Raw genomic sequence first — 20,183 nt, 5'->3', positions numbered from 1 at the left:
CTCTTAATTCTTTGTAGTAATTAGGGAATGTATATATTCCATTTACTTGAATCCAATATCCATTATGTTGGCTAGGTGGTTGATATGCTCGGCTAAGACCGACCCTTAAAAAGGCAGTTTCTTGTGAATTTATGAAATAATTAAGTTTGTCCAGTTCATTTATACCATGTTTTTCTTGAGCAAAATCATGAAATCCCAAATCAGTAATTGGTAAGTAATTAAACCATGTGCCTGCGCCGTCTTGAAAGTTAACTTTTAGTTTTCCTGGTTTAAACTTATCTTCAATTATACTTATTGTCCTTGGGTTTACTTTGATGGTGATAATGGATGTGTTAATGTCGTGACCTATTGGAATATGTTTTTGCTTATGTTCTAAGGCAATTTTGAAACCTGTGCTGACGTCAGGAACACAGCTGTCATTTAATATTTTGTAGAACATTCCTTTATTACAGGCATCTACTAATGTTAATCCCTCATAATTATGATCTTCAGTATGTGGGCCTGTTGGATTGGGTGATTTTTTGAATTTGCCTTCAATTATAGAGCCAGGTATTATTTTTAATTTTTCGCAGTTTTCAAATCTTATATATGGCATTGGTCTTATACATGACCCTGTTTCTATATCGATACCTGCCATGCAGACTAGATCTTTATTGTGGAATCTCGTTAAGTCTGTAATTACGATTTTACTCATGCTTCACCATATGAACATTTGTGTCATTAGTGGCTATTGTAAGGACGTACTGGTGTAACTAATGTGACTCGAATAACAAAAACGGCGCCTTACGGCGCCGTTTTTAATATCACTTACTCAACCAAGATCACTGCAGCAGCGAGATATCCGCGACTTGCAGGAACAGGTTGCGCAGGTTGTTCAGCAGCGCCAGACGGTTGGCCTTGAGGGCTTCGTCGTCGGCCATCACCATCACCTCGTTGAAGAAGGTGTCGACCGGCTCGCGCAGGGCGGCCAGACGGGTGAGGGCAGCCTGATAGTCACCGGCAGCGAACAGTGGGGCCAGTTCGGCTTGCAGTTCAGCAACCTGGGTAGCCAGCGCCTTCTCGGCAGCATCGACCAGCAGTTCCGGTTTGACGGCAGTCGGCAGTTCGCCTTCGACCTTGGCCAGAATGTTGCTTACGCGCTTGTTGGCGGCAGCCAGTGCCAGTGCGGCATCCAGGGTGCGGAAGTGGCTGACGGCCTTGACGCGACGATCGAAGTCGAGTGGACGGGTCGGGCGGCGGGCCAGTACGGCCAGCACCACGTCGGCACCGATGCCTTCGTCCTGATAGGCGGCGCGGAAGCGGCCCAGCATAAAGTCGACCACGTCGGTAACGACGGTTTTGTTGGTCAGCTTGTCGCCGTAGACGCGTACCGCTTCTTCAACCAGTTCAACCAGATCCAGATCCAGCTGCTTCTCGGTCATGATGCGCAGGGCACCGATGGCGGCGCGACGCAGGGCGAACGGGTCCTTGTCACCCTTCGGCAGCATGCCGATGCCGAAGATACCGGCCAGGGTGTCGAACTTGTCGGCCAGCGCGACGGCGCAGGCAACCAGACCGGACGGCAGGGCATCGCCGGCAAAGCGCGGCATGTACTGCTCGTTGAGGGCCACGGCCACTGCTTCGTCTTCGCCATCGTGACGGGCGTAGTGCATCCCCATGACACCCTGGGTGTCGGTGAACTCGCCGACCATGTTGGTCATCAGGTCACACTTGGAGAGCAGACCGGCACGCTTGGCCTGAGCCACGTCGGCGCCGATACGCTCGGCGATAAAGCCGGCGACGGTCTCGATGCGCTCGACCTTGGCCTTGACGGTGCCCAGCTGCTGTTGGAACAGCACGGTTTCAAGGCGCGGCAGGCGGGAGGCCAGAGTCTGCTTGAGGTCGGTCTTGAAGAAGAACTCGGCATCAGAGAGACGGGGGCGAACCACCTTCTCGTTGCCGCTGATGATCTGGCTCGGGTCTTTGGACTCGATGTTGGTGACGAAGATGAACTTCGGCAGCAGCTTGCCGTTCTTGTCGTAGACCGGGAAGTACTTCTGGTCACCCTTCATGGTGTGAACCAGTGCCTCGGCCGGCACGGCCAGGAACTTCTCTTCGAAGTTGGCAGTCAGCACCACCGGCCACTCAACCAGTGCGGTCACTTCTTCCAGCAGGGCGTCGTCCAGATCGGCTACGCCACCGAAGGCGGCAGCGGCCGCTTCGACGTCAGCCTTGATCTTGGCCTTGCGCGCCATGAAGTTGGCAATCACCATGCCGCGCTCCTGCAGGATCTGCGGGTACTGGCTGGCGTTGTCGATGGTGAACTCGCTCTCGCCCATAAAGCGGTGACCGCGGATGGTGCGGGCAGAGTCGATACCCAGAATGTGGGCGGGAACCAGCTCGCCATCCAGCAGCAGGGTCACGGTGAAGACCGGACGCACGAACTGGATGGTCTTGTCGCCCCAGCGCATCATTTTCGGGATCGGCAGCTTGGCCAGTGCAGAGGCAACCAGCTCACCCAGCAGATCGACGGCTGGACGGCCTTCGACCTTGGCGGTGTGAACCAGCCACTCGCCCTTGTCGGTGACCAGACGCTCGGCCTGCTCAACAGTGATGCCGTTGCCACGGGCCCAGCCTTCGGCAGCCTTGGTCGGCTTGCCTTCGGCATCGAACGCCTGTGCCACGGCCGGGCCGCGCTTCTCGACGCTCTTGCTCGGCTGTTCGCCAGCCAGCTCGCTTACCTTCAGCGCCAGACGGCGCGGTGAAGCAAACCACTCGACGTCGCCGAAGGCCAGATCGGCCTTGGTCAGTTCGGCTTTGAAGTTGTCGGCAAAGGCTTCGGCCAGGGAGCGCAGGGCTTTGGGCGGCAGCTCAGCAGTACCGATCTCTACCAGAAATGTATGTTGTGCCATGTCCGTTCCTTAACCTTGCTTGTTCTCACTGCGCTGACACATAGGGAAGCCCAGCGCTTCGCGGGAGGCGTAGTATGCCTCTGCCACGGCCTTGGTCAGGGTGCGAATGCGCAGGATGTAGCGCTGACGCTCGGTGACCGAGATGGCCTTGCGGGCATCCAGCAGGTTGAAGGAGTGAGCGGCTTTGAGGATGCGCTCGTAGGCAGGCAGCGGCAGCGGTTTTTCCAGTGCCAGCAGGTTCTGGGCTTCCTTCTCGTACTGCTCGAAGCAGTGGAACAGGAACTCCACATCGGCGTGTTCGAAGTTGTAGGTGGATTGCTCCACTTCGTTCTGGTGGAACACGTCGCCGTAGGTGGTCTTGCCCAGCGGGCCGTCAGACCAGACCAGATCGTAGACGCTGTCCACGCCCTGAATGTACATGGCCAGACGCTCGAGACCGTAGGTGATCTCGCCGGTGACCGGCTTGCACTCGAGGCCGCCCACTTGCTGGAAGTAGGTGAACTGGGTCACTTCCATGCCGTTCAGCCACACTTCCCAACCCAGACCCCAGGCACCCAGAGTCGGGTTTTCCCAGTTGTCTTCCACGAAGCGGATGTCATGGATTTCAGGGTCCATGCCCAGCTCTTTCAGGGAGCCCAGATAGAGTTCCTGAATGTTGTCGGGGGAAGGCTTGATGATCACCTGGAACTGGTAGTAGTGCTGCAGGCGGTTCGGGTTTTCACCGTAGCGGCCGTCAGTCGGACGGCGGGACGGTTGCACGTAAGCGCAGGCGATGGGCTCTGGGCCCAGGGCACGCAGACAGGTCATGGGGTGGGATGTACCGGCACCCACTTCCATATCCAGCGGCTGAATGATGGTACAGCCCTGGCGGGACCAATAGTCCTGCAGCTGCAGGATCAGGCCCTGAAAGGTTTTGACATCGAATTTTTGCATAATTTTTTTCGCGCGAAGTGAAAATCAGAGCAAGATTTGCTGAATGTGAACCGAGGGAGTATACCGTCTGGCATGGTCGGATAATAGGCGAAATTGCAGCGGATTCGCGGGATGGTGCTGCGCTGTGGCTGGTCGGGCGGGATGTCCGGTATATGATGTGAGCAGTGCCGCCTGCAGAGTGGGCAGGGTCGGGCAAACCGCTGAAATGACGAGGGAGAGGAAATGGAACTGCGCTGCGCCTGGGTGACCAAGGATCCGGAATACATTGAATACCATGACAAACGGTGGGGCAGGCCGGTCTATGACGCCCGCGAGCTGTTTGCCAAGCTCTGCCTCGACGGCCAGCAGGCGGGGCTGTCGTGGATCACCATCCTCAAGCGCACCGAGAGCTATTACCGCGCCTATGCCGACTTTGATCCGCAACGTATCGTGCAGTTCGACGAGCAGGATGTGGAGAGGCTGATGCAGGACAGCGGCATTATCCGCAACCGGCTCAAGGTGCAGTCGATCATCAAAAACGCCCGCGCCTATCTGGCGTTGCAGGAGCAGGGGATCGACTTCGCCGACTACCTGTGGGGCTTTGTCGGCGGCGCCCCCATCGTCAACCAGCGGCAAGGCAACGGCGATATTCCGGCGACCTCGCCGGAGTCGGATGCCATGTCGAAAGCGCTCAAGAAGCTCGGCTTCAACTTCGTTGGCAGCACCATCTGTTACGCCTTTATGCAGGCGGTGGGGATGGTGAACGATCATCTGGTCAGCTGTCCTTGCCACGCCGAGTGTCAGTTACCGCGCTGACAACCCGCCGATTGCCCAAAAAAACACCACTCTCGCCATCTGTTCAGGCTTGCGTCAGACAATGGCGTGCCAGCGCGTTACAATCCGGCCCCCGGCATGGTGCCGGATTGTTTTCACAGAGGTTTTTTCATGCGAGCCAAGATCCTGGTGCCTGCTCTGGCACTGACCGTTGCCCTGAGCGGCTGTACCACCAACCCCTACACAGGTGAATCCCAGACCTCCAAAGGTGCCTGGGGCGCGCTGGCTGGCGCCGCTGCCGGTGCGGCCGTAGGTGCGCTCTCCTCCAGCAAGGGTGACCGCAAGAAGGGCATCCTGACCGGCGTTGCTGCCGGCGCGGCGCTGGGTGGCGGTATCGGCTACTACATGGACGTGCAGGAAGCCAAGCTGCGCGAGAAGCTGCAGGGCACCGGCGTCAGCGTGACCCGTAATGGCAATGAGCTGATCCTCAACATGCCGAACAACGTCACCTTCGACAGCTCCAGCTCCCAGCTGAAAGCGGCCGGTGCCAACACCCTCTCCGGCGTGGCCATGGTCGTTGCCGAGTTCGACAAAACCCGCCTGAACGTGGTCGGTCACACCGACAGCACAGGTTCCCGCGATCTGAACATGAAGCTCTCCCGCGATCGTGCCGATGCCGTTGCCGCTCAGCTGATTGGTCAGGGCGTAGCAGGCAGCCGCATCTCCACCACCGGCGTAGGCCCGGATCAGCCGGTTGCTACCAACAGCACCGCCGCTGGCAAAGCCCAGAACCGCCGCGTGACCATTACCCTGACCCCGACCGCCTAAGTCGCTCAGGTTTCGGTAACGAAAAGGCCCCGCCAGTGATGGCGGGGCCTTTCTATTGGAGCCGTTGCTGGCAATGGCGCCCTGTTGTTTGCTCCATTTTCCCTTGTGGGAGAGGGGGCGGGGATAAGCGCCTCTTAGACAGCTGCAGTCAGCTGCACTTCCACCTTGTAGCCTTCGTGGGCGAGGCGGGCCTGTACACAGGCGCGAACCGGTGCTGTGCCAGCCGGGATCCAGGCATCCCACTGCTCGTTGAAGGCCGCGATGTCACCAATGTCTTTGAGATAGATGTTGGCCATCAGGATCTTGTCGACGCCGGAGCCGTTGGCTTCCAGCAGGCGCTGCAGGCTTGCCAGCACTTCGCGGGTCTGCTGGTGGATGTCGGCCTCTTCGCTGACGGGCACTTCCACCACGTAGAGGGTGCCATTGTGGATGACCACGTCTGACCAACGCTGGGTGGTGCCGATTCGGGTAATGGTTGTCATGGAGTGCTCCGGTACGGGGGCTTATTGACCCTTGCGGATCAGGTAGCGGTAGGGGGCCTGCTCTGTCTCGCTGGCGACCAGGGTGTGATCCATAAAGCGGCAGAAACTGGGGATGTCGCGGGTGGTTGAAGGATCGTCGGCACTGACCAGCAGGGTCTCGCCATCCGCCATCAGCCGCACTTTCTTGCGAACCATCATAACGGGTTCCGGGCAACGAAGCCCGATTGCGTCCAACTCGTGAGTTGCGCTGCAGAATAAATCACTCATCTATTATCAACCTTCAACCTATTCGGCTGCCAATGATACTCAGGGCTAAAAAATAATCAAACAAACGACCCATTCACCAGCATATGTAACCGAAATGTTATTCTACCCTATCCAGCTTGCGCCGGACGAGTAATATAAAAATTGAACCATATTCAACAAGGAGGTGAATATGCAGGTCTCCTACGGCAGATTACAGGCCTATGCAGGCATGGGGTTCTTGTCCTTCGCCATGATAGTGATGGGCAGCCCGATCGGGAATACCGGTACCTGGTTCGGCTCCATGGTGATGGTCGGGTTGGGGCTCTGGATCGAGCTCAGCGATTACTATGACGAGGATGAGGACGAGAACGATCAATCCTGAATCGGATGACGATTCAACAACAAAGGCGGAGCAATTCCGCCTTTGTCATTTCTGCCGTTTGGCAATGTACCCGGATCAGCGGGTCGAGCGCATCGCCCGCTCCAGATGCAGCGCCGTCTGCTCCGGGTTGGCCTTGGGGTCGTTGAAGAAGTTGCTCAGCACATCGAGGATCGCCTGCCGCATATTGGTCGGCGTCGCCATCCCCTCCGCCATGCTGGGCAGCAGGTTGTCCTGCTTTTCCGCCAGCAGGAAATCCTGATAGGAGCGGACGGCGCAGCGGTCGAACTTGCTCATGTCGGGATTGGTCAGCGCCGGGATCGACCCCTTCACCCGATTGAACTCCTCCTGAAATTGCGGCGTCATCAGCAGCTGGGCCAGATCCCCCTGCGCCTGCAGCTGGGCCGGATCCCGTTGTTTGAACATGGCGATGGAGTCGAGGTTGTAGCTGAACAGTCCGGCGCTGCCCGGGCTCGGCAGGCAGGCGATATCCTCACCCGGCCGGTAGTTACCGGCACTCAGTTCACCCTTCACCCAGTCCCCCATCACCTGCATGGCGGCGCCACCGCTCTCCAGCAGATTGGTGGCCTGATGCCACTTCAGACCGGCGTATTTTTGCGGCACATAGGCGCGCAGCTGCTGGAAACGGGTCAACACCCGCACCATGTCGGGGCCGGTCAGCGTGGCGCTGTCCTGCTCGAGGAACGCCTTGCGATAGAATTTTTTTCCGCCCTCACCGAGCGCCACCGTTTCAAACAACACTGCCAGCTGCCAGGGCTCGTTGCCGATGGCGAGCGGGGTGATGCCCCGTTTTTTAAGCTGGTCGGCGACGGTGACAAACTGGGCCCAGTCGGTGGGTGGAGTCAGCTTGTTGCGCTCGAAGATCTTGCGGTTGAGCCACAGCCAGTTGACCCGATGGATGCCGGTGGGCACCGCCATCAGGGCGCCATTCTGGCTGAGGGTGGCCCGTACCATGGGCGGCATCTGGCTGTACCAGCCGAGGTGTTCGGCCATGGGGGTGAGATCGCGCAAAAAGCCCAGCCCGGCCCACTCCTTGAGTTCATAGCCCTTGAGGTGGGCTGCTTCGGGCGGGTTGGCCGCCAGTGCCCGGCTCTTCAATACCGTCATGGCACTCTTGCCGCCGCCGCCCTGCACTGCAAAGTCGTTCCACTGGTTGCCCTGTTTGGTCCACTCGGATTTGAGCACCTCGACCGCTTTCGCTTCGCCGCCGGATGTCCACCAGTGCAGCACCTCCACCTGGGAGGCGGCAACGGGAGCAGAGAGCAGGGCGATGACAGAAAAAGACAACCACTTCATAAGGTTACTGCCTTGGTAGGGAGAGCGTGGCCTGCAGGCCACCTTGCGGACGATTTTCCAGCACCAGATCGCCGCCGTGGGCGTGGGCAATGTTGCGGGCGATGCCAAGACCGAGGCCGGTGCCGGCCTGATCGGTACTGAGCCGGTAATAGGGTTCGAAGATGCGCTCAAACTGATCGTCTGGCAGGCCGGGGCCCTCATCCATGATAAAGAGGATCAGCATCTCCTCGTCATCCATGATGATGATGCGCACCTTCTGGCCGTACTTGATGCCGTTATCTACCAGATTGCCGATACAGCGTTTGAGCGCCAGCAGCTTGCCGCGGTAGGGCCACTTGCAGTGCCCCTCGATGGTGAGACGTTCGTCGTGGAGGTTGAGCGACTCGGCCATCTGCTCCAGCAGGGCGTTGATGTCGATCTCCTCGATGTTCTCGTGGATGTCGGTCTCTTTGACCGTCTGCAGCGCCCCTTTCACCATCAGTTCGAGTTCGTCGAGATCCTTGTTGAACTTGGCGATCTGTACCTCGTCGTCGAGCAGCTCGACCCGCAGCCGCAGCCGGGTGATGGGGGTCTTGAGGTCGTGAGAAATCGAGCTGAACAGCCGCTCTCTATCATCGATATAGCGCCGGATGCGGTGCTGCATGATGTTGAAGGCGCGGGTCGCCGCCACGATCTCGGAGGCGCCCTCCTCCTTGAGCGAAGGCTGGTCGATATCCTTGCCCAGATTGACCGCCGCCTTGGCCAGCCGGCGCAGCGGCCGGGTCTGCCAGCGCACCAGCATAAAAGTGAAGAAGCAGAGGAACACCGTCATCAGGGCGATAAAGCGCACCTGGTTGCTTGGCATGACGGTGTCATCCAGCGTCATGTATGGGGCGGGCAGCAGGGCCGCCAGATAGAGCCACTCCCCCTTTTCGATCTCGATCTGGGTCACCAGCACCGGTGGATTGATGGGCTCGAGCGACAGGGTGTAGCGCGCCCAGGAGGAGGGAAGGTCCGCCAGCAGGGTGTCGTTGTTGAATACGTGGAGATCTTCGGGTCGCGAGAAGTCCACCTTGATCGCCATGGCGTCGGAGAGCTTGCGGGTCAGCACTCCCTGTACCTCCTCCAGCACCTGCGTCTTGCGTTCGCTGTCGGGGATGGCGTTGATGTGGATCTCCTCTTCGTTCAGCGAGACGAAGAAGCGGCTGCCGCCCATGTTGCGCAGCTGGTCGAGGGCGATGTGGCGATATTGCAGCGGCAGGGATTTGAAGAAGTTCACGGTGGAGGCGGCAGACATGGCGAGGTTGCGGGTGGTGCTGAGCATCCCCTCCAGCTCCCGCTTCTGGATCTGCTGCATCCAGATGCCGGTCAGAATGGTCTGGGAGAGCAGGATGGCCAGCAGCAGCAGCAGGATCATCCGCGACAGCAGAGAGCGGGGCACCAGTGCCCCCCAGGACCATTTGTTGCTCATGGCAGTTCGTGCACCTCGGCGATCAGCATGTAGCCGCTACCGCGGATGGTTTTGATGATGCGCGGGCTCTTGCCGTTGTCGCCCAGCTTCTGGCGCAGACGGCTGATCTGCACGTCGATACCGCGCTCCATCGGCAGACTTTCGCGGCCGCGGGTGGCATCCGAGATGGTGTCCCGATCCAGCACCACGCCGGGCTGTTGCAGGAACATGCCGAGCAGCATGGCGTCGCTGCCGGAGAGATCCAGCAGGCTGCCATCATCATGGGTCAGCTGGTGGCTCAGGGTGTCGAGGGTCCACTCGGCAAAACGCAGGCGGCGGCTTGGCTCTTTCTCTTTTTCCGGCTGGCGGAATTCGGCGCGGCGCAGCAGCGCCTTGATGCGGGCCTGCAGTTCACGGGGGCTGAACGGCTTGGCGATATAGTCGTCGGCGCCGAGTTCGAGGCCGATCACCCGATCCGCTTCGTCGGAGGCGGCGGTCAGCATGATGATGGGCACCTGGGAGTCACGACGGATCTGCTGGCAGAGGGTAAAACCGTCCTCGCCGGGCATCATGATGTCCAGAATAATCAGGTCCGGGCTGTGCTGGGCGAGTTGCTGGCGCATCTCGTTGCCCTCCGCCGCCGTCAATACCTGAAAGCCCGCCCGGGTCAGGTACTCATTGAGCAGCTCGCGGATCTCTTGGTCGTCATCGACGATCAGCAGTTGTTTGCTCATTGACATATGTATGTGCATCCACCCATTTTTTTGTGCAGATTGAACCTGTCGGGGGAGTAAAAAGCAAGCAAGCCCCCTATCTAATGTGAGGTTTAAGGCAATAACAGCCTATTGATAAGATTAAAACGAAAAAAGGCCGACCCAAACGGGACGGCCAACAGACAGCTTCTGACCACTGACGAGCACCCCGTGTGGCGATCGTCACAGACTTGAAAAGGGGCCAGTCAGACTGGCCCCGAAAAGGGACAACTCTCAGTAGTGCATCCCGTCGATCCGGCTGGTTATCACACCCGTTCAAATACGGTGGCGATGCCCTGACCCAGACCGATACACATGGTGGCAACCCCCAGGGTGGCATCCTTCTCCTCCATCAGATTGATGAGGGTGGTGGAGATGCGGGCACCGGAGCAGCCGAGCGGGTGGCCCAGCGCAATGGCGCCGCCGTTCAGGTTTACCTTCTCGTCTACCAGATCCTGCAGACCCAGATCCTTCACGCAGGGCAGGGACTGGGCGGCAAACGCCTCGTTCAGCTCGAACAGGTCGATATCACCGACAGTCAGACCGGCCCGTTTGAGCGCCTTCTGGGTCGCCGGCACCGGGCCGTAACCCATGATGGCGGCGTCGCAGCCGGCGATGGCCATGGCACGAACCTTGGCGCGCGGCGTGAGGCCGAGGGCCTTGGCGCGATCCGCGCTCATCACCAGCATGGCGGCGGCGCCATCGGACAGGGCCGAGGAGCTGCCGGCGGTGACGGTGCCGTTGACCGGATCAAACACCGGGCGCAGCTGGCTCAGGGTTTCGACCGTGGTCTCCGGGCGAATCACCTCGTCGTAGTCGTAGAAGAAGCGGGCGCCGCTGGCGTCATGGCCTTCCAGCCCGACGATCTCCTTGGCAAAACGCCCTTCCACGGTGGCCGCGTGGGCGCGACGGTGGGAGCGGGCGGCAAACTCGTCCTGCTGCTGGCGGCTGATGCCGTGCAGCTTGCCGAGCATCTCGGCGGTCAACCCCATCATGCCGGAGGCTTTCGCTACCGACTTGGCCATGCCGGGGTGGAAGTCGACGCCGTGGCTCATCGGCACATGGCCCATGTGCTCGACGCCGCCGATGATGAAGATATCCCCATCGCCCACCTGAATGGCGCGGGAGGCGTCATGCAGCGCCTGCATGGAGGAGCCACACAGGCGGTTGACGGTAACCGCCCCCACCTGCTTGGGAATACCGGCCAGCAGCGCGGCGTTGCGGGCAATGTTGAAGCCCTGCTCCAGGGTCTGCTGCACGCAGCCCCAGTAGATATCCTCGATCTCGTTTGGGTCGAGGTTGGGGTTGCGCAGCAGGATGGATTTCATCAGGTGCGCGGACAGATCTTCTGCACGCACGTTGCGGAAGGCGCCGCCCTTGGACCGGCCCATCGGGGTCCGGATACAGTCGACAATGACTACGTCTTTCATGAATGGATCTCCTTTCCGCAATCAGTAGAAGGTTTTGCCCTGGGCTGCCATTTCACGCAGCTTGTCGCTGACGCGGTAGAGCGGGCCCAAGTCGGCATACTGGTCGGCCATGGCCACGTAGCGATCCAGACCAATCGTGTCCAGATAGCGGAACACGCCGCCGCGGAAGGGAGGGAAGCCCAGACCGTAGACCAGTGCGATGTCGGCTTCGGCTGGCGTGGCGACAATGCCCTCTTCCAGACAGAGCACCACCTCGTTGATCATCGGGATCATCATGCGGGCGATGATGGCGTCCTTGTCGAAATCCTGTTTCGGCTTGGCAATGGGAGCCAGCAGCTCGTAGCTGGCGGCGTCGGCCACCTTCTTCGGCTTGCCCTTCTTGTCCTGCTCGTAGGCGTAGAAGCCCTTGCCGTTCTTCTGACCGAAGCGGTTCACTTCGTACATCACGTCGATGGCGGTGCGGCCTTCCTTGCTCATCCGCGCTGGGAAGCCTTGCGCCATCACGTCACCGGCATGGTGACCGGTGTCGATGCCGACCACATCCAGCAGGTAGGCGGGGCCCATCGGCCAGCCAAACTCCTTCTCCATTACCTTGTCGACGGTGGCGAAGTCGGCGCCATCGGCGACCAGCTTGTTGAAGCCGAAGAAGTAGGGGAACAGCACGCGGTTGACGAAGAAGCCAGGGCAGTCGTTGACCACCACCGGGGACTTGCCCATGGCGGCGGCATAGGCCACCACGCGGTTGATGGTTTCATCGGAGGTTTGCTCGCCGCGGATGATCTCCACCAGTGGCATGCGGTGCACCGGGTTGAAGAAGTGCATGCCGCAGAAGTTCTGCGGGCGCTTCAGCCCCTTGGCCAGCAGGGAGATGGGAATGGTGGAGGTGTTGCTGGCGAGCACGGCGTCTTCGCCGATCACGCCTTCCACTTCACCCAGCACGGCGGCCTTTACTTTCGGGTTCTCGACCACGGCTTCGACCACTACGTCCACGCCTTTGACGTTGTCATAGCTGAGGGTCGGGGTGATGGCAGAGAGCACCTGGCCCATCTTGATGCCATCGATGCGGCCCTTTTCGAGCTGGCCGTTGAGCAGCTTGGTGGCTTCACCCATGCCAAGTGCCAGCGCCTTCTCGTTGATGTCCTTCATCACTGCCGGGATGCCCTTGCTGGCAGATTGGTAGGCGATGCCGCCACCCATGATGCCGGCACCCAGTACGGCGGCGTGGCCAGTGGCCTTGCTCGCCTGCTTGGCCGCCTTCTTGGCAAGTGCCTTGATGTGCTGATCGTTCAGGAAGATACCGACCAGTGCCTTGGCGACATCGGTCTTGGCCAGCTTGATAAAGCCCTGTGCTTCAACGACCAGCGCCTCGTCACGGCCCATACCTGCGGCGGCTTCGACGGTTTTCACCGCAGTCATCGGCGCCGGATAGTGTTTGCCCGCCACGGCGGCAACCATGCCGGCGGCGGTGGTGAAGCTCATCATGGCTTCCAGTTTGGAGAGGCGCAGCGGGGCTTTCTTGGCGGCGCGACGGCTCTGCCAGTCCAGCTTGCCCGCGATGGCGTCCTTGATCATCTGCAGCGCAGCGCTCTGCAGTGCGTCCGGGGCAACCACGGCGTCGATGGCGCCCACCTTGAGGGCGTCATCGGCACGGTAATCCTTGCCGGTGGTGATCCACTCGAGCGCGTTGTCGGCGCCGATTACCCGCGGCAGACGGACTGTGCCGCCAAAGCCCGGCATGATGCCGAGTTTGGTCTCGGGCAGGCCGATTTTGGCGCTGGTGTCGGCCAGACGGAAGTCGGTGGAGAGGATGGTCTCGCAGCCGCCGCCCAGCGCATGGCCCTTGATGGCGGAGAGGGTCGGAACCGGCAGGTCTTCGATGGCATTGAAGATGTCGTTGGCCTTTCTCAGCCAGCCGAGCAGATCTTCTTGCGGCAGATCGAACAGTTCCAGGAATTCGGTAATGTCGGCACCGACGATAAAGGCGTCTTTGCCGGAAGTGAGGATCAGACCTTTTAGTTCACGTTCTTGTTGTAATGCGGCGATCGCTTCGCTCAGGGAGAGCAGGGTAGCGCGATCCAGCTTGTTGACTGAACCCGGGGCATCAAACCTCAGTTCGGCAATGCCGTTTTCGAGGTAGCTGACCGACAGGGTTTCGCCTTGGTAGATCATGAGAGTGTCTCCTTGTTCCCACTCAGTGGGGAGTGGTGCTCCTTAATCCCCAGCAGGGGGCGAGGCTCACTATTGATCCAAAAGGAGACATTTTCAACACCTATTTAAAACATTTGTTTAACAGATCTCGAGTGAAAGCTCTTCATCACAAAACGGGCGAAAGAGAGGCGCCTTGTGGCGCCTCGGATGGATGTGAGTTTGTTATCAACTGGCCAGTTCCGGCCGGTTGCGATACTGGTTCAGCACCTCGGGATCGGCGAGGGCATGGGTATTGTTGACCGGTCGGTTGTGTACCACTTCGCGAACCGCCAGTTCGACGATCTTGCCGGACTTGGTGCGGGGGATGGCATCCACCTGCAGGATGCGGGCGGGCACGTGGCGGGCGGTGCAGTGCTGCTTTATTTGCTGGCGGATCCGCTCGCGCAGCGGCTCATCCAGCTTGCAACCCACCTTGAGCTTGACGAACAGCACCACCCGCTCGTCTTGCTGCCACTGCTGGCCGATGACGATGCTCTCCTCCACCTCGTCCAGCTGCTCGACATAGCGGTAGATCTCGCTGGTGCCGATGCGCACGCCGCCCGGGTTGAGGGTGGCGTCGGAGCGGCCGTAGAACAGAATGCCACCGGTCGGGGTCAGCTCGATCCAGTCGCCGTGGCACCAGATGTTGTCGAACCGCTCGAAGTAGGCTGCGTGGTACTTGTCGCCATTCTCGTCGCCCCAGAAGTAGATGGGCTGGGCCGGGAACGGCTTGGTGCAGACCAGCTCGCCCTTCTCCCCCTGCACCGGCTGGCCCGCTTCGTTGAATACCTGCACCGCGAGGCCGAGGCCACGCCCCTGGCTCTCGCCGCGATAGACAGGGCTGAGTGGATTGCCGATGACGAAGCAGGAGCAGATGTCGGTGCCGCCTGAGATGGAGCTCAGTTGTACATCTGTTTTGATCTGTTGATAGACGTAGTCAAACCCCTCCGGCGACAGCACGGAGCCGGTGCTGCAGATCAGCCGCAAGTGCGGCAAATCGTGGCTCTTGATAGGGGCATAACCCTGCTTGTGCAGCGCGTCGAGATACTTGGCCGAGGTGCCGAATAGGGCGACCTGCTCGTCGCGGGCCAGATCCCACAGCACGTTGCCATCCGGGTAAAATGGCGAGCCGTCATAGAGCACTAGGGTGGCGCCGGAGGCGAGCGCGCTCACCAGCCAGTTCCACATCATCCAGCCACAGGTGGTGAAGTAGAAGATCCGCTCCCCCGGCTTGATGTCGCAGTGCAGCTGGTGCTCTTTCAGGTGTTGCAGCAGGGTGCCGCCGATGCCGTGGACGATGCACTTGGGTTTGCCGGTGGTGCCGGAGGAGTAGAGGATATAGAGCGGGTCGTTGAAAGCCATCGGCTCGAACTGGAGGCTGGCGTCCGGCTGGCTCGTCAGCACTTGCTGCCAGTCGTGACCAAGCTGCAGCGGGTTGCCGAGCAGGGGGATCATCACCGTCTGCTCTATGCTGCCGATCTGGCTCACCACGCTGGCGACCTTCTGTTGAATGTCGATAGCTTTGCCGTTGTAGCGATAGCCATCCACCGCAAACAGCACCCGCGGCCGGGTCTGGCCGAAGCGCTCCACCACGCTGGCTTCACCGAAGTCGGGGCTGGTGGAGGTCCAGATCGCCCCGATGCTGGTGGTTGCCAGCATGGCAACCACGGTTTCCGGAATATTGGGCAGGTAGGCGGCGACCACATCGCCACGACCAATCCCCTGATGACGCAGCCACTGAGCCAGCCGGGCAACCTGTTCCCCCAGTTCACCCCAGCTCAGAGTGCGGCTTGGGCTCCCTTCGATGCGGGAGATGATGGCCGGGCTCTCATCCTGGCGGCGCAGCAGGTTTTCGGCAAAGTTGAGGCGGCTGTCGGGGAACCAGCGGGTGCGCTGCATATCCTGACGGTTCTCCGCCACTATGTTACCTAGCGCGCCCTTGACGCCGCAGTGCTGCCATACCAGCGGCCAGAAACGGGTGGTCTTTTCCACCGACCATTGCCACAGCTGCGGATAGTCCTGCAGTTGCAGGCCGTGGAAGCGGTTCACCTCTGCCATAAAGCGGTAGAGGTTGGATTGCTGCATCCCGAGCGGATCCGGTTGCCACAGGCAGAGGTTGTCCATGAGTAATCCCTGACTTCATGTATCTACCGGCAGTGTATTGAATTGTTTTTGATTTGTTAATGACTGGTTTTATGTTGATAACAAACGCGTTTGTAACGTATGCGTTACCTCACGAAGTGGCAGCTTGACGGGTCGAGCCGCCAAGCGCTTGATGTTATGCTGCAATCACATTCACCTCGGAGCAGGACGCCATGAGCAGCTACAGCCAACTTTTTGCCCAGCACCTCGATACTTTGCAGCAGCGCACCCGCGACATTCTGCAGCAACAGGGGCTCAGCGGACTGGCCATCCACTCCGGCCAGACTCACCGCATCTTCCTCGATGATCAGGATTACCCGTTCAAGGTAAACCCGCACTTCAAAGCCTGGTTGCCGGTGCTGGACAATCCCCACTGCTGGCTGCTGGTGGACGGGGTGAACAAACCAATCCTGCTGTTCTACCGCCCGGTGGATTTCTGGCACAAGGTGGCGGACCTGCCCAATGCCTTCTGGGTCGAGTTCTTCGATATCCGTTTCCTGACCCGGCCGGAACTGGTGGCCGACCACCTACCTGCCAACAAGCAGGAGTGGGCCTATCTGGGCGGCCATCTGGAAGTGGCCGAGCTGCTGGGACTGACCCAACCCAATCCGGAGGCTGTACTCAACTACCTGCACTATCACCGCGCCTACAAGACACCCTACGAGCTGGAGTGTCTGCGCGAGGCGAACCGGATCGGGGTACGCGGCCATATCGCCGCCAAGGACTCCTTTATGGCGGGGGCGAGCGAGTTCGAGATCAATCTGGCCTACATGAAAGCGGTCGGGCAGGGGGCCAATGAGGCGCCCTACGGTAATATCGTCGCCATCAACCGCAATGCGGCTATCCTTCACTACACCCATTTGTCCGCCGTGCGGGTGCCCGATGCGGAACGTCACTCCTTCCTGATCGATGCGGGCGTCGATTTTCACGGTTATGCCTCCGACATCACCCGCACCTGGGCGTGGCGGCGAGGCGAGTTTGCCGATCTGATTGCTGCCCTCGACGAGCAGCAGCAGGAGATCATCAAGGAGATCAAACCGGGTCGCCGCTACAGCGAGCTGCATCTGCAGATGCACCACAAGCTGGCGCGCCTGCTGCAAGCGACCGAGCTGGTGGACATGTCGGTAGACGAGATGATCAACACCGGGGTGACCAACGTCTTCTTCCCTCACGGCCTCGGCCACTTCCTCGGTTTGCAGGTACACGATGCGGGCGGTTTCATGCAGGATGAGCGCGGCACTCATCTGGCGGCGCCCGAGCTGTTCCCCTATCTGCGCTGTACCCGGGTGATGGAGGTGGATCAGGTGTTCACCATCGAGCCGGGACTCTACTTCATCGACAGTTTGCTGGAGCCGCTGCGTCAGGGCGAACAGGGCAAACGGGTCAACTGGAACAAGGTGGAGGCGTTGCGGCCGTTTGGCGGCATCCGCATCGAAGACAACATAGTGCTGCACGCCAACGGGGTGGAGAACATGACCAGACAAGCAGGGCTCTGATGGCGGCAGCGTACTCCATTCCGGCTGCCCCGCTGGAGTTGACCGAAGAGATAAAGAAGAGCCGCTTCATTACCCTGATCGCCCACACCCCGACCGTCGAGGCGGCCAAGGGGTGGGTTAACGAGATCAAGCGCCAACATCCGACCGCTCGTCATCACTGCTGGGCCTTTGTGGCAGGTGCACCGCAAGATAGCCAGGTTTATGGCTTCAGCGATGATGGCGAACCGTCCGGTACCGCGGGCAAGCCGATCCTGGCCCAGTTAATGGGTTCGGGGATCGGTGAAATCTGTGCCGTGGTGGTGCGTTACTACGGCGGCATCCAGCTTGGCACCGGTGGACTGGTCAAAGCCTATGGGGGCGGTGTCGGTGCCGCCCTCAAGCAGCTGCCCACTCTGCTCAAGGTGCCGCGCACACCCTCTCTCATTCACTGCGATTACGGTGACATGGGGACGGTCGAGTCGCTGATCAGCAGCCATAATGGCGAATTGCTGGCGGCGGATTACGGTGAGCAGGTCACCTTGCAGGTGGCGTGGGAGTCCTCGGTTTGGGCTCAGGTGGACCGTGAATTGACCGACCGGACTCATGGGCGGGTATCCCTCAGCCCCTTAGATGGCTAGAATCCATCGCTCTTTAATTGGGGAAAGGGAGCTGTAATGCACATTCTGAGCATTATTCGCATTGTTGGCCTGCTGGTTGCGCTGTTCAGCTCGACCATGCTGTTGCCTGCACTGGTGGCCTTTGGCTATCGGGATGGTGGTGGTGCCGAGTTCGTCAGCTCTTTTCTGATCGCCCTGCTGCTCGGCGTGGTGCTCTGGTTTCCCAATCGCTATCACAAGAAGGAGATGCGCTCGAAAGAGGGTTTCCTCATCGTGGTGCTGTTCTGGACCGTGCTGGGCAGTGTGGGGGCTGTGCCCTTTATCATGAGCGACGTGCCGGACATGTCGGTCTCGGAGGCCTTCTTCGAATCTTTTTCCGGCCTGACCACCACAGGGGCAACGGTACTGACCGGGCTCGATAATTTGCCCAAGGCGTTTCTGTTCTATCGCCAGTTGCTGCAGTGGCTGGGGGGGATGGGGATCATCGTACTGGCGGTGGCCATTCTGCCACTGCTGGGTATCGGGGGCATGCAGCTCTACCGTGCCGAGATCCCGGGACCGGTGAAGGATACCAAGGTGACGCCGCGCATCGCCGAAACGGCCAAGGCGCTCTGGTTCATCTATCTGCTGCTCACCGCACTCTGTGCGCTGGCCTACTGGCTCGCCGGAATGACGCTGTTCGATGCAGTGTGCCATTCGTTCTCGACTCTGTCGGTCGGTGGCTTCTCCACTCACGATGCCAGCATCGGTTTCTTCAACAGTCCGGTCATCAACCTGATTACCGTGGTGTTCCTGCTGCTGGCCAGCGTGAACTTTGCGCTCCACTTTACCGTCTTCTCTCACCGTCCGGTGCGGCTCGGGCGCTACCTCTATGATTCGGAGCTCAAGGTGTTCCTGGCCATTCAGGCGACCCTGGTGATGATCTGCTTTGTCGCCTTGCTGACCCACGGACACTACGCCACTTGGCAAGAGGCGCTCAACCACGGTCTTTTCCAGGCGGTCTCTCTGGGGACCACCACCGGCTACAGCACCACGACCTATGCAGATTGGCCCTCGTTCCTGCCCATGCTGCTGATGTTCTCCGCCTTTATCGGCTGTTGCGCGGGCAGTACCGGCGGCGGCATCAAGGTGATGCGTTTCATGATCCTGTTTATGCAGGGGATGCGCGAACTGAAGCGGCTGGTCCACCCCAGAGCCATCTATACCTTGAAGCTGGGGAATCGGGCGGTGCCCGAGCGCATCGTCGAGGCGGTGTGGGGCTACTTCGCTACCTATATCATTCTCTTCTTTATATTCATGCTGCTGTTGCTGATGACGGGGCTGAACGAAGTGACCGCATTCACCGCCGTGGCGGCGGCTTTTACCAACGTAGGTCCGGGGCTGGGAGAGGTATCTGCCAACTTCGGCAATATCTCGCCTGCGGCCCAGTGGGTGCTGGTGGTGGCCATGTTGTTTGGCCGATTGGAAATTTTCACGCTTCTGGTACTGTTTACTCCTGCATTCTGGCGTAGTTGAGGTTGTTATGGACAAGATTCTGGTGCTTTATTCCTCTCGGGATGGCCAAACCCGCAAAATAGTCGATGTCATGCTGGAGCAGATGCCGGGATGCGAAGTGGTGATGCACGACCTGCACACCTTGCCGATGTGCAACCTCAGCAAGTATGCCAAGGTCTTGATCGGCGCCTCCATTCGTTATGGCAACTTCCACCCCAGCCTGTTCAGCTTTATTCACGCTCATCAGGAGCAGCTGGAGGTGGCCAATGCGGCCTTCTTCTGTGTCAACCTGACGGCCCGCAAACCAGAGAAGCAGACGCCGCAAACCAATGCCTATATGAAGAAGTTTCTGCGCCTCTCCCCCTGGAAGCCGAAAACCCTAGGGGTGTTTGCCGGCGCGCTGCAGTACTCACGCTATAACTGGTGGCAGACTCGCATCATCCAGCTGATCATGAAGATTACCGGTGGTAGTACAGACACCAGTAAGGACATTGAATTTACTGATTGGGAAAAGGTGCGCAGCTTTGCACGCGAATTCTGGTCGAAAAGGTAGCAGCGTGATGTGAAATCAGGGTTTTTTGCCCGAAACAGCCCCGCCGATGCGGGGCTTTTGTTTAATAAAACAACGGTTGAACCAGAAAACTGTAAAAAGTGCTATTTTTTGCAGTTTTCCTCTTGTCATCCCGGCGCGGCTCCCTATAATGCGCCCCTACCAGCACGGCGTAACACGCCGAACTCATGAGCCAGCTTCCTAGCGAAGTGGGCGCCGAAAGAAAAGCGAAAACAATCGCTTGACTTTCGAAGTGAGAGGCGTAATATGCGCCTCCT

19 protein-coding genes are annotated in these 20,183 nt (G+C 59.4%); 7 read left to right on the top strand and 12 right to left on the bottom strand.

All coding sequences use genetic code 11. The features are described 5' to 3' along the window. The 3 genes from DBR30_RS21040 to glyQ all read right to left on the bottom strand — a co-directional run. Positions 1 to 637, bottom strand: a 637-nt coding sequence (locus tag DBR30_RS21040; protein ID WP_146181345.1) for a dual OB domain-containing protein, incomplete at its 3' end; no start/stop codon positions are given. A 184-nt stretch (positions 638 to 821) separates the two neighbouring features. Then, positions 822 to 2,891 carry a glycine--tRNA ligase subunit beta gene (gene glyS / locus DBR30_RS02155; RefSeq protein WP_108541166.1) on the bottom strand — a complete coding sequence of 690 codons (2,070 nt, stop codon included), beginning with the start codon at positions 2,889 to 2,891 and terminating at the stop codon, positions 822 to 824. Between the two features lie 9 nt (positions 2,892 to 2,900). After that, on the bottom strand, positions 2,901 to 3,824 hold the full coding sequence (gene glyQ, locus DBR30_RS02150; RefSeq protein ID WP_005339464.1) for a glycine--tRNA ligase subunit alpha: 924 nt from the start codon (positions 3,822 to 3,824) through the stop codon (positions 2,901 to 2,903). A 222-nt stretch (positions 3,825 to 4,046) separates the two neighbouring features. On the opposite strand from glyQ, the gene DBR30_RS02145 reads away from it, so the two are divergent. Further along, the gene (locus DBR30_RS02145) at positions 4,047 to 4,619 is read left to right on the top strand and encodes a DNA-3-methyladenine glycosylase I (protein WP_108541165.1); all 573 of its coding nucleotides are present in this window, start codon (positions 4,047 to 4,049) and stop codon (positions 4,617 to 4,619) included. Between the two features lie 129 nt (positions 4,620 to 4,748). Beyond that, positions 4,749 to 5,405 (top strand): OmpA family lipoprotein, encoded by a 657-nt coding sequence (locus DBR30_RS02140; protein ID WP_005339468.1) that lies wholly within the window; start codon positions 4,749 to 4,751, stop codon positions 5,403 to 5,405. 134 nt (positions 5,406 to 5,539) lie between these two features. Here the strand turns inward: DBR30_RS02140 and DBR30_RS02135 are convergent, their stop codons facing one another. Next, positions 5,540 to 5,887 (bottom strand): RidA family protein, encoded by a 348-nt coding sequence (locus DBR30_RS02135; RefSeq protein WP_021229265.1) that lies wholly within the window; start codon positions 5,885 to 5,887, stop codon positions 5,540 to 5,542. Between the two features lie 21 nt (positions 5,888 to 5,908). Continuing rightward, positions 5,909 to 6,154: a sulfurtransferase TusA gene (tusA, locus tag DBR30_RS02130; protein ID WP_108541164.1), complete on the bottom strand. Its 246-nt coding sequence runs from the start codon at positions 6,152 to 6,154 to the stop codon at positions 5,909 to 5,911. Positions 6,155 to 6,323: 169 nt separating this feature from the next. Here tusA and DBR30_RS02125 point away from each other — a divergent pair, with 169 nt between their 5' ends. After that, a complete protein-coding gene (locus DBR30_RS02125; RefSeq protein ID WP_005339471.1) occupies positions 6,324 to 6,515 on the top strand; it encodes a hypothetical protein in 192 nt (63 codons plus the stop codon). Positions 6,516 to 6,590: 75 nt separating this feature from the next. On the opposite strand, the gene DBR30_RS02120 is transcribed toward DBR30_RS02125, so the two are convergent. From DBR30_RS02120 to DBR30_RS02095, 6 genes are all read right to left on the bottom strand, one after another. Next, positions 6,591 to 7,829, bottom strand: a complete 1,239-nt coding sequence (locus DBR30_RS02120; protein WP_108541163.1) for an ABC transporter substrate-binding protein — start codon at positions 7,827 to 7,829, stop codon at positions 6,591 to 6,593. A 4-nt stretch (positions 7,830 to 7,833) separates the two neighbouring features. After that, entirely contained in the window at positions 7,834 to 9,279 is a 1,446-nt protein-coding gene (locus DBR30_RS02115) for an ATP-binding protein (RefSeq protein ID WP_181363470.1), read from the bottom strand. Continuing rightward, positions 9,276 to 9,998 (bottom strand): response regulator, encoded by a 723-nt coding sequence (locus DBR30_RS02110; protein ID WP_005339475.1) that lies wholly within the window; start codon positions 9,996 to 9,998, stop codon positions 9,276 to 9,278. Before DBR30_RS02110 ends, DBR30_RS02115 begins: the two co-directional genes overlap by 4 nt. 278 nt (positions 9,999 to 10,276) lie before the next feature. Continuing rightward, positions 10,277 to 11,440: an acetyl-CoA C-acyltransferase FadA gene (gene fadA / locus DBR30_RS02105; protein WP_005342451.1), complete on the bottom strand. Its 1,164-nt coding sequence runs from the start codon at positions 11,438 to 11,440 to the stop codon at positions 10,277 to 10,279. Positions 11,441 to 11,461: 21 nt separating this feature from the next. Further along, positions 11,462 to 13,609 (bottom strand): fatty acid oxidation complex subunit alpha FadB, encoded by a 2,148-nt coding sequence (gene fadB, locus DBR30_RS02100; protein WP_108541162.1) that lies wholly within the window; start codon positions 13,607 to 13,609, stop codon positions 11,462 to 11,464. A gap of 204 nt (positions 13,610 to 13,813) precedes the next feature. Beyond that, positions 13,814 to 15,751, bottom strand: coding sequence for an acetoacetate--CoA ligase (locus tag DBR30_RS02095; protein ID WP_108541161.1), 1,938 nt, complete (start codon positions 15,749 to 15,751; stop codon positions 13,814 to 13,816). Positions 15,752 to 15,942: 191 nt separating this feature from the next. Between DBR30_RS02095 and pepQ the strand changes: the two genes are divergently transcribed. The 4 genes from pepQ to hemG are packed head-to-tail and all read left to right on the top strand — an operon-like array spanning position 15,943 to position 19,908. Then, entirely contained in the window at positions 15,943 to 17,265 is a 1,323-nt protein-coding gene (gene pepQ, locus DBR30_RS02090) for a Xaa-Pro dipeptidase (protein ID WP_108541160.1), read from the top strand. Next, positions 17,265 to 17,882, top strand: coding sequence for a YigZ family protein (locus tag DBR30_RS02085; protein WP_108541159.1), 618 nt, complete (start codon positions 17,265 to 17,267; stop codon positions 17,880 to 17,882). Before pepQ ends, DBR30_RS02085 begins: the two co-directional genes overlap by 1 nt. A 36-nt stretch (positions 17,883 to 17,918) precedes the next feature. Next, entirely contained in the window at positions 17,919 to 19,376 is a 1,458-nt protein-coding gene (locus DBR30_RS02080) for a TrkH family potassium uptake protein (RefSeq protein ID WP_042060707.1), read from the top strand. 7 nt (positions 19,377 to 19,383) lie between these two features. Next, positions 19,384 to 19,908 carry a menaquinone-dependent protoporphyrinogen IX dehydrogenase gene (gene hemG / locus DBR30_RS02075; RefSeq protein WP_005339483.1) on the top strand — a complete coding sequence of 175 codons (525 nt, stop codon included), beginning with the start codon at positions 19,384 to 19,386 and terminating at the stop codon, positions 19,906 to 19,908. A 61-nt stretch (positions 19,909 to 19,969) separates the two neighbouring features. Here the strand turns inward: hemG and DBR30_RS21310 are convergent. After that, positions 19,970 to 20,183 (bottom strand): hypothetical protein (locus DBR30_RS21310; RefSeq protein WP_219927541.1); only part of this gene is annotated, 214 nt, incomplete at its 5' end.

This window comes from Aeromonas sp. HMWF017, from assembly GCF_003061465.1.
In the GTDB taxonomy this organism is placed as follows: domain Bacteria; phylum Pseudomonadota; class Gammaproteobacteria; order Enterobacterales; family Aeromonadaceae; genus Aeromonas; species Aeromonas veronii.
Note: the sequence above shows the minus strand (reverse complement) of the source record. Positions and strands in the feature narration are given on the sequence as shown.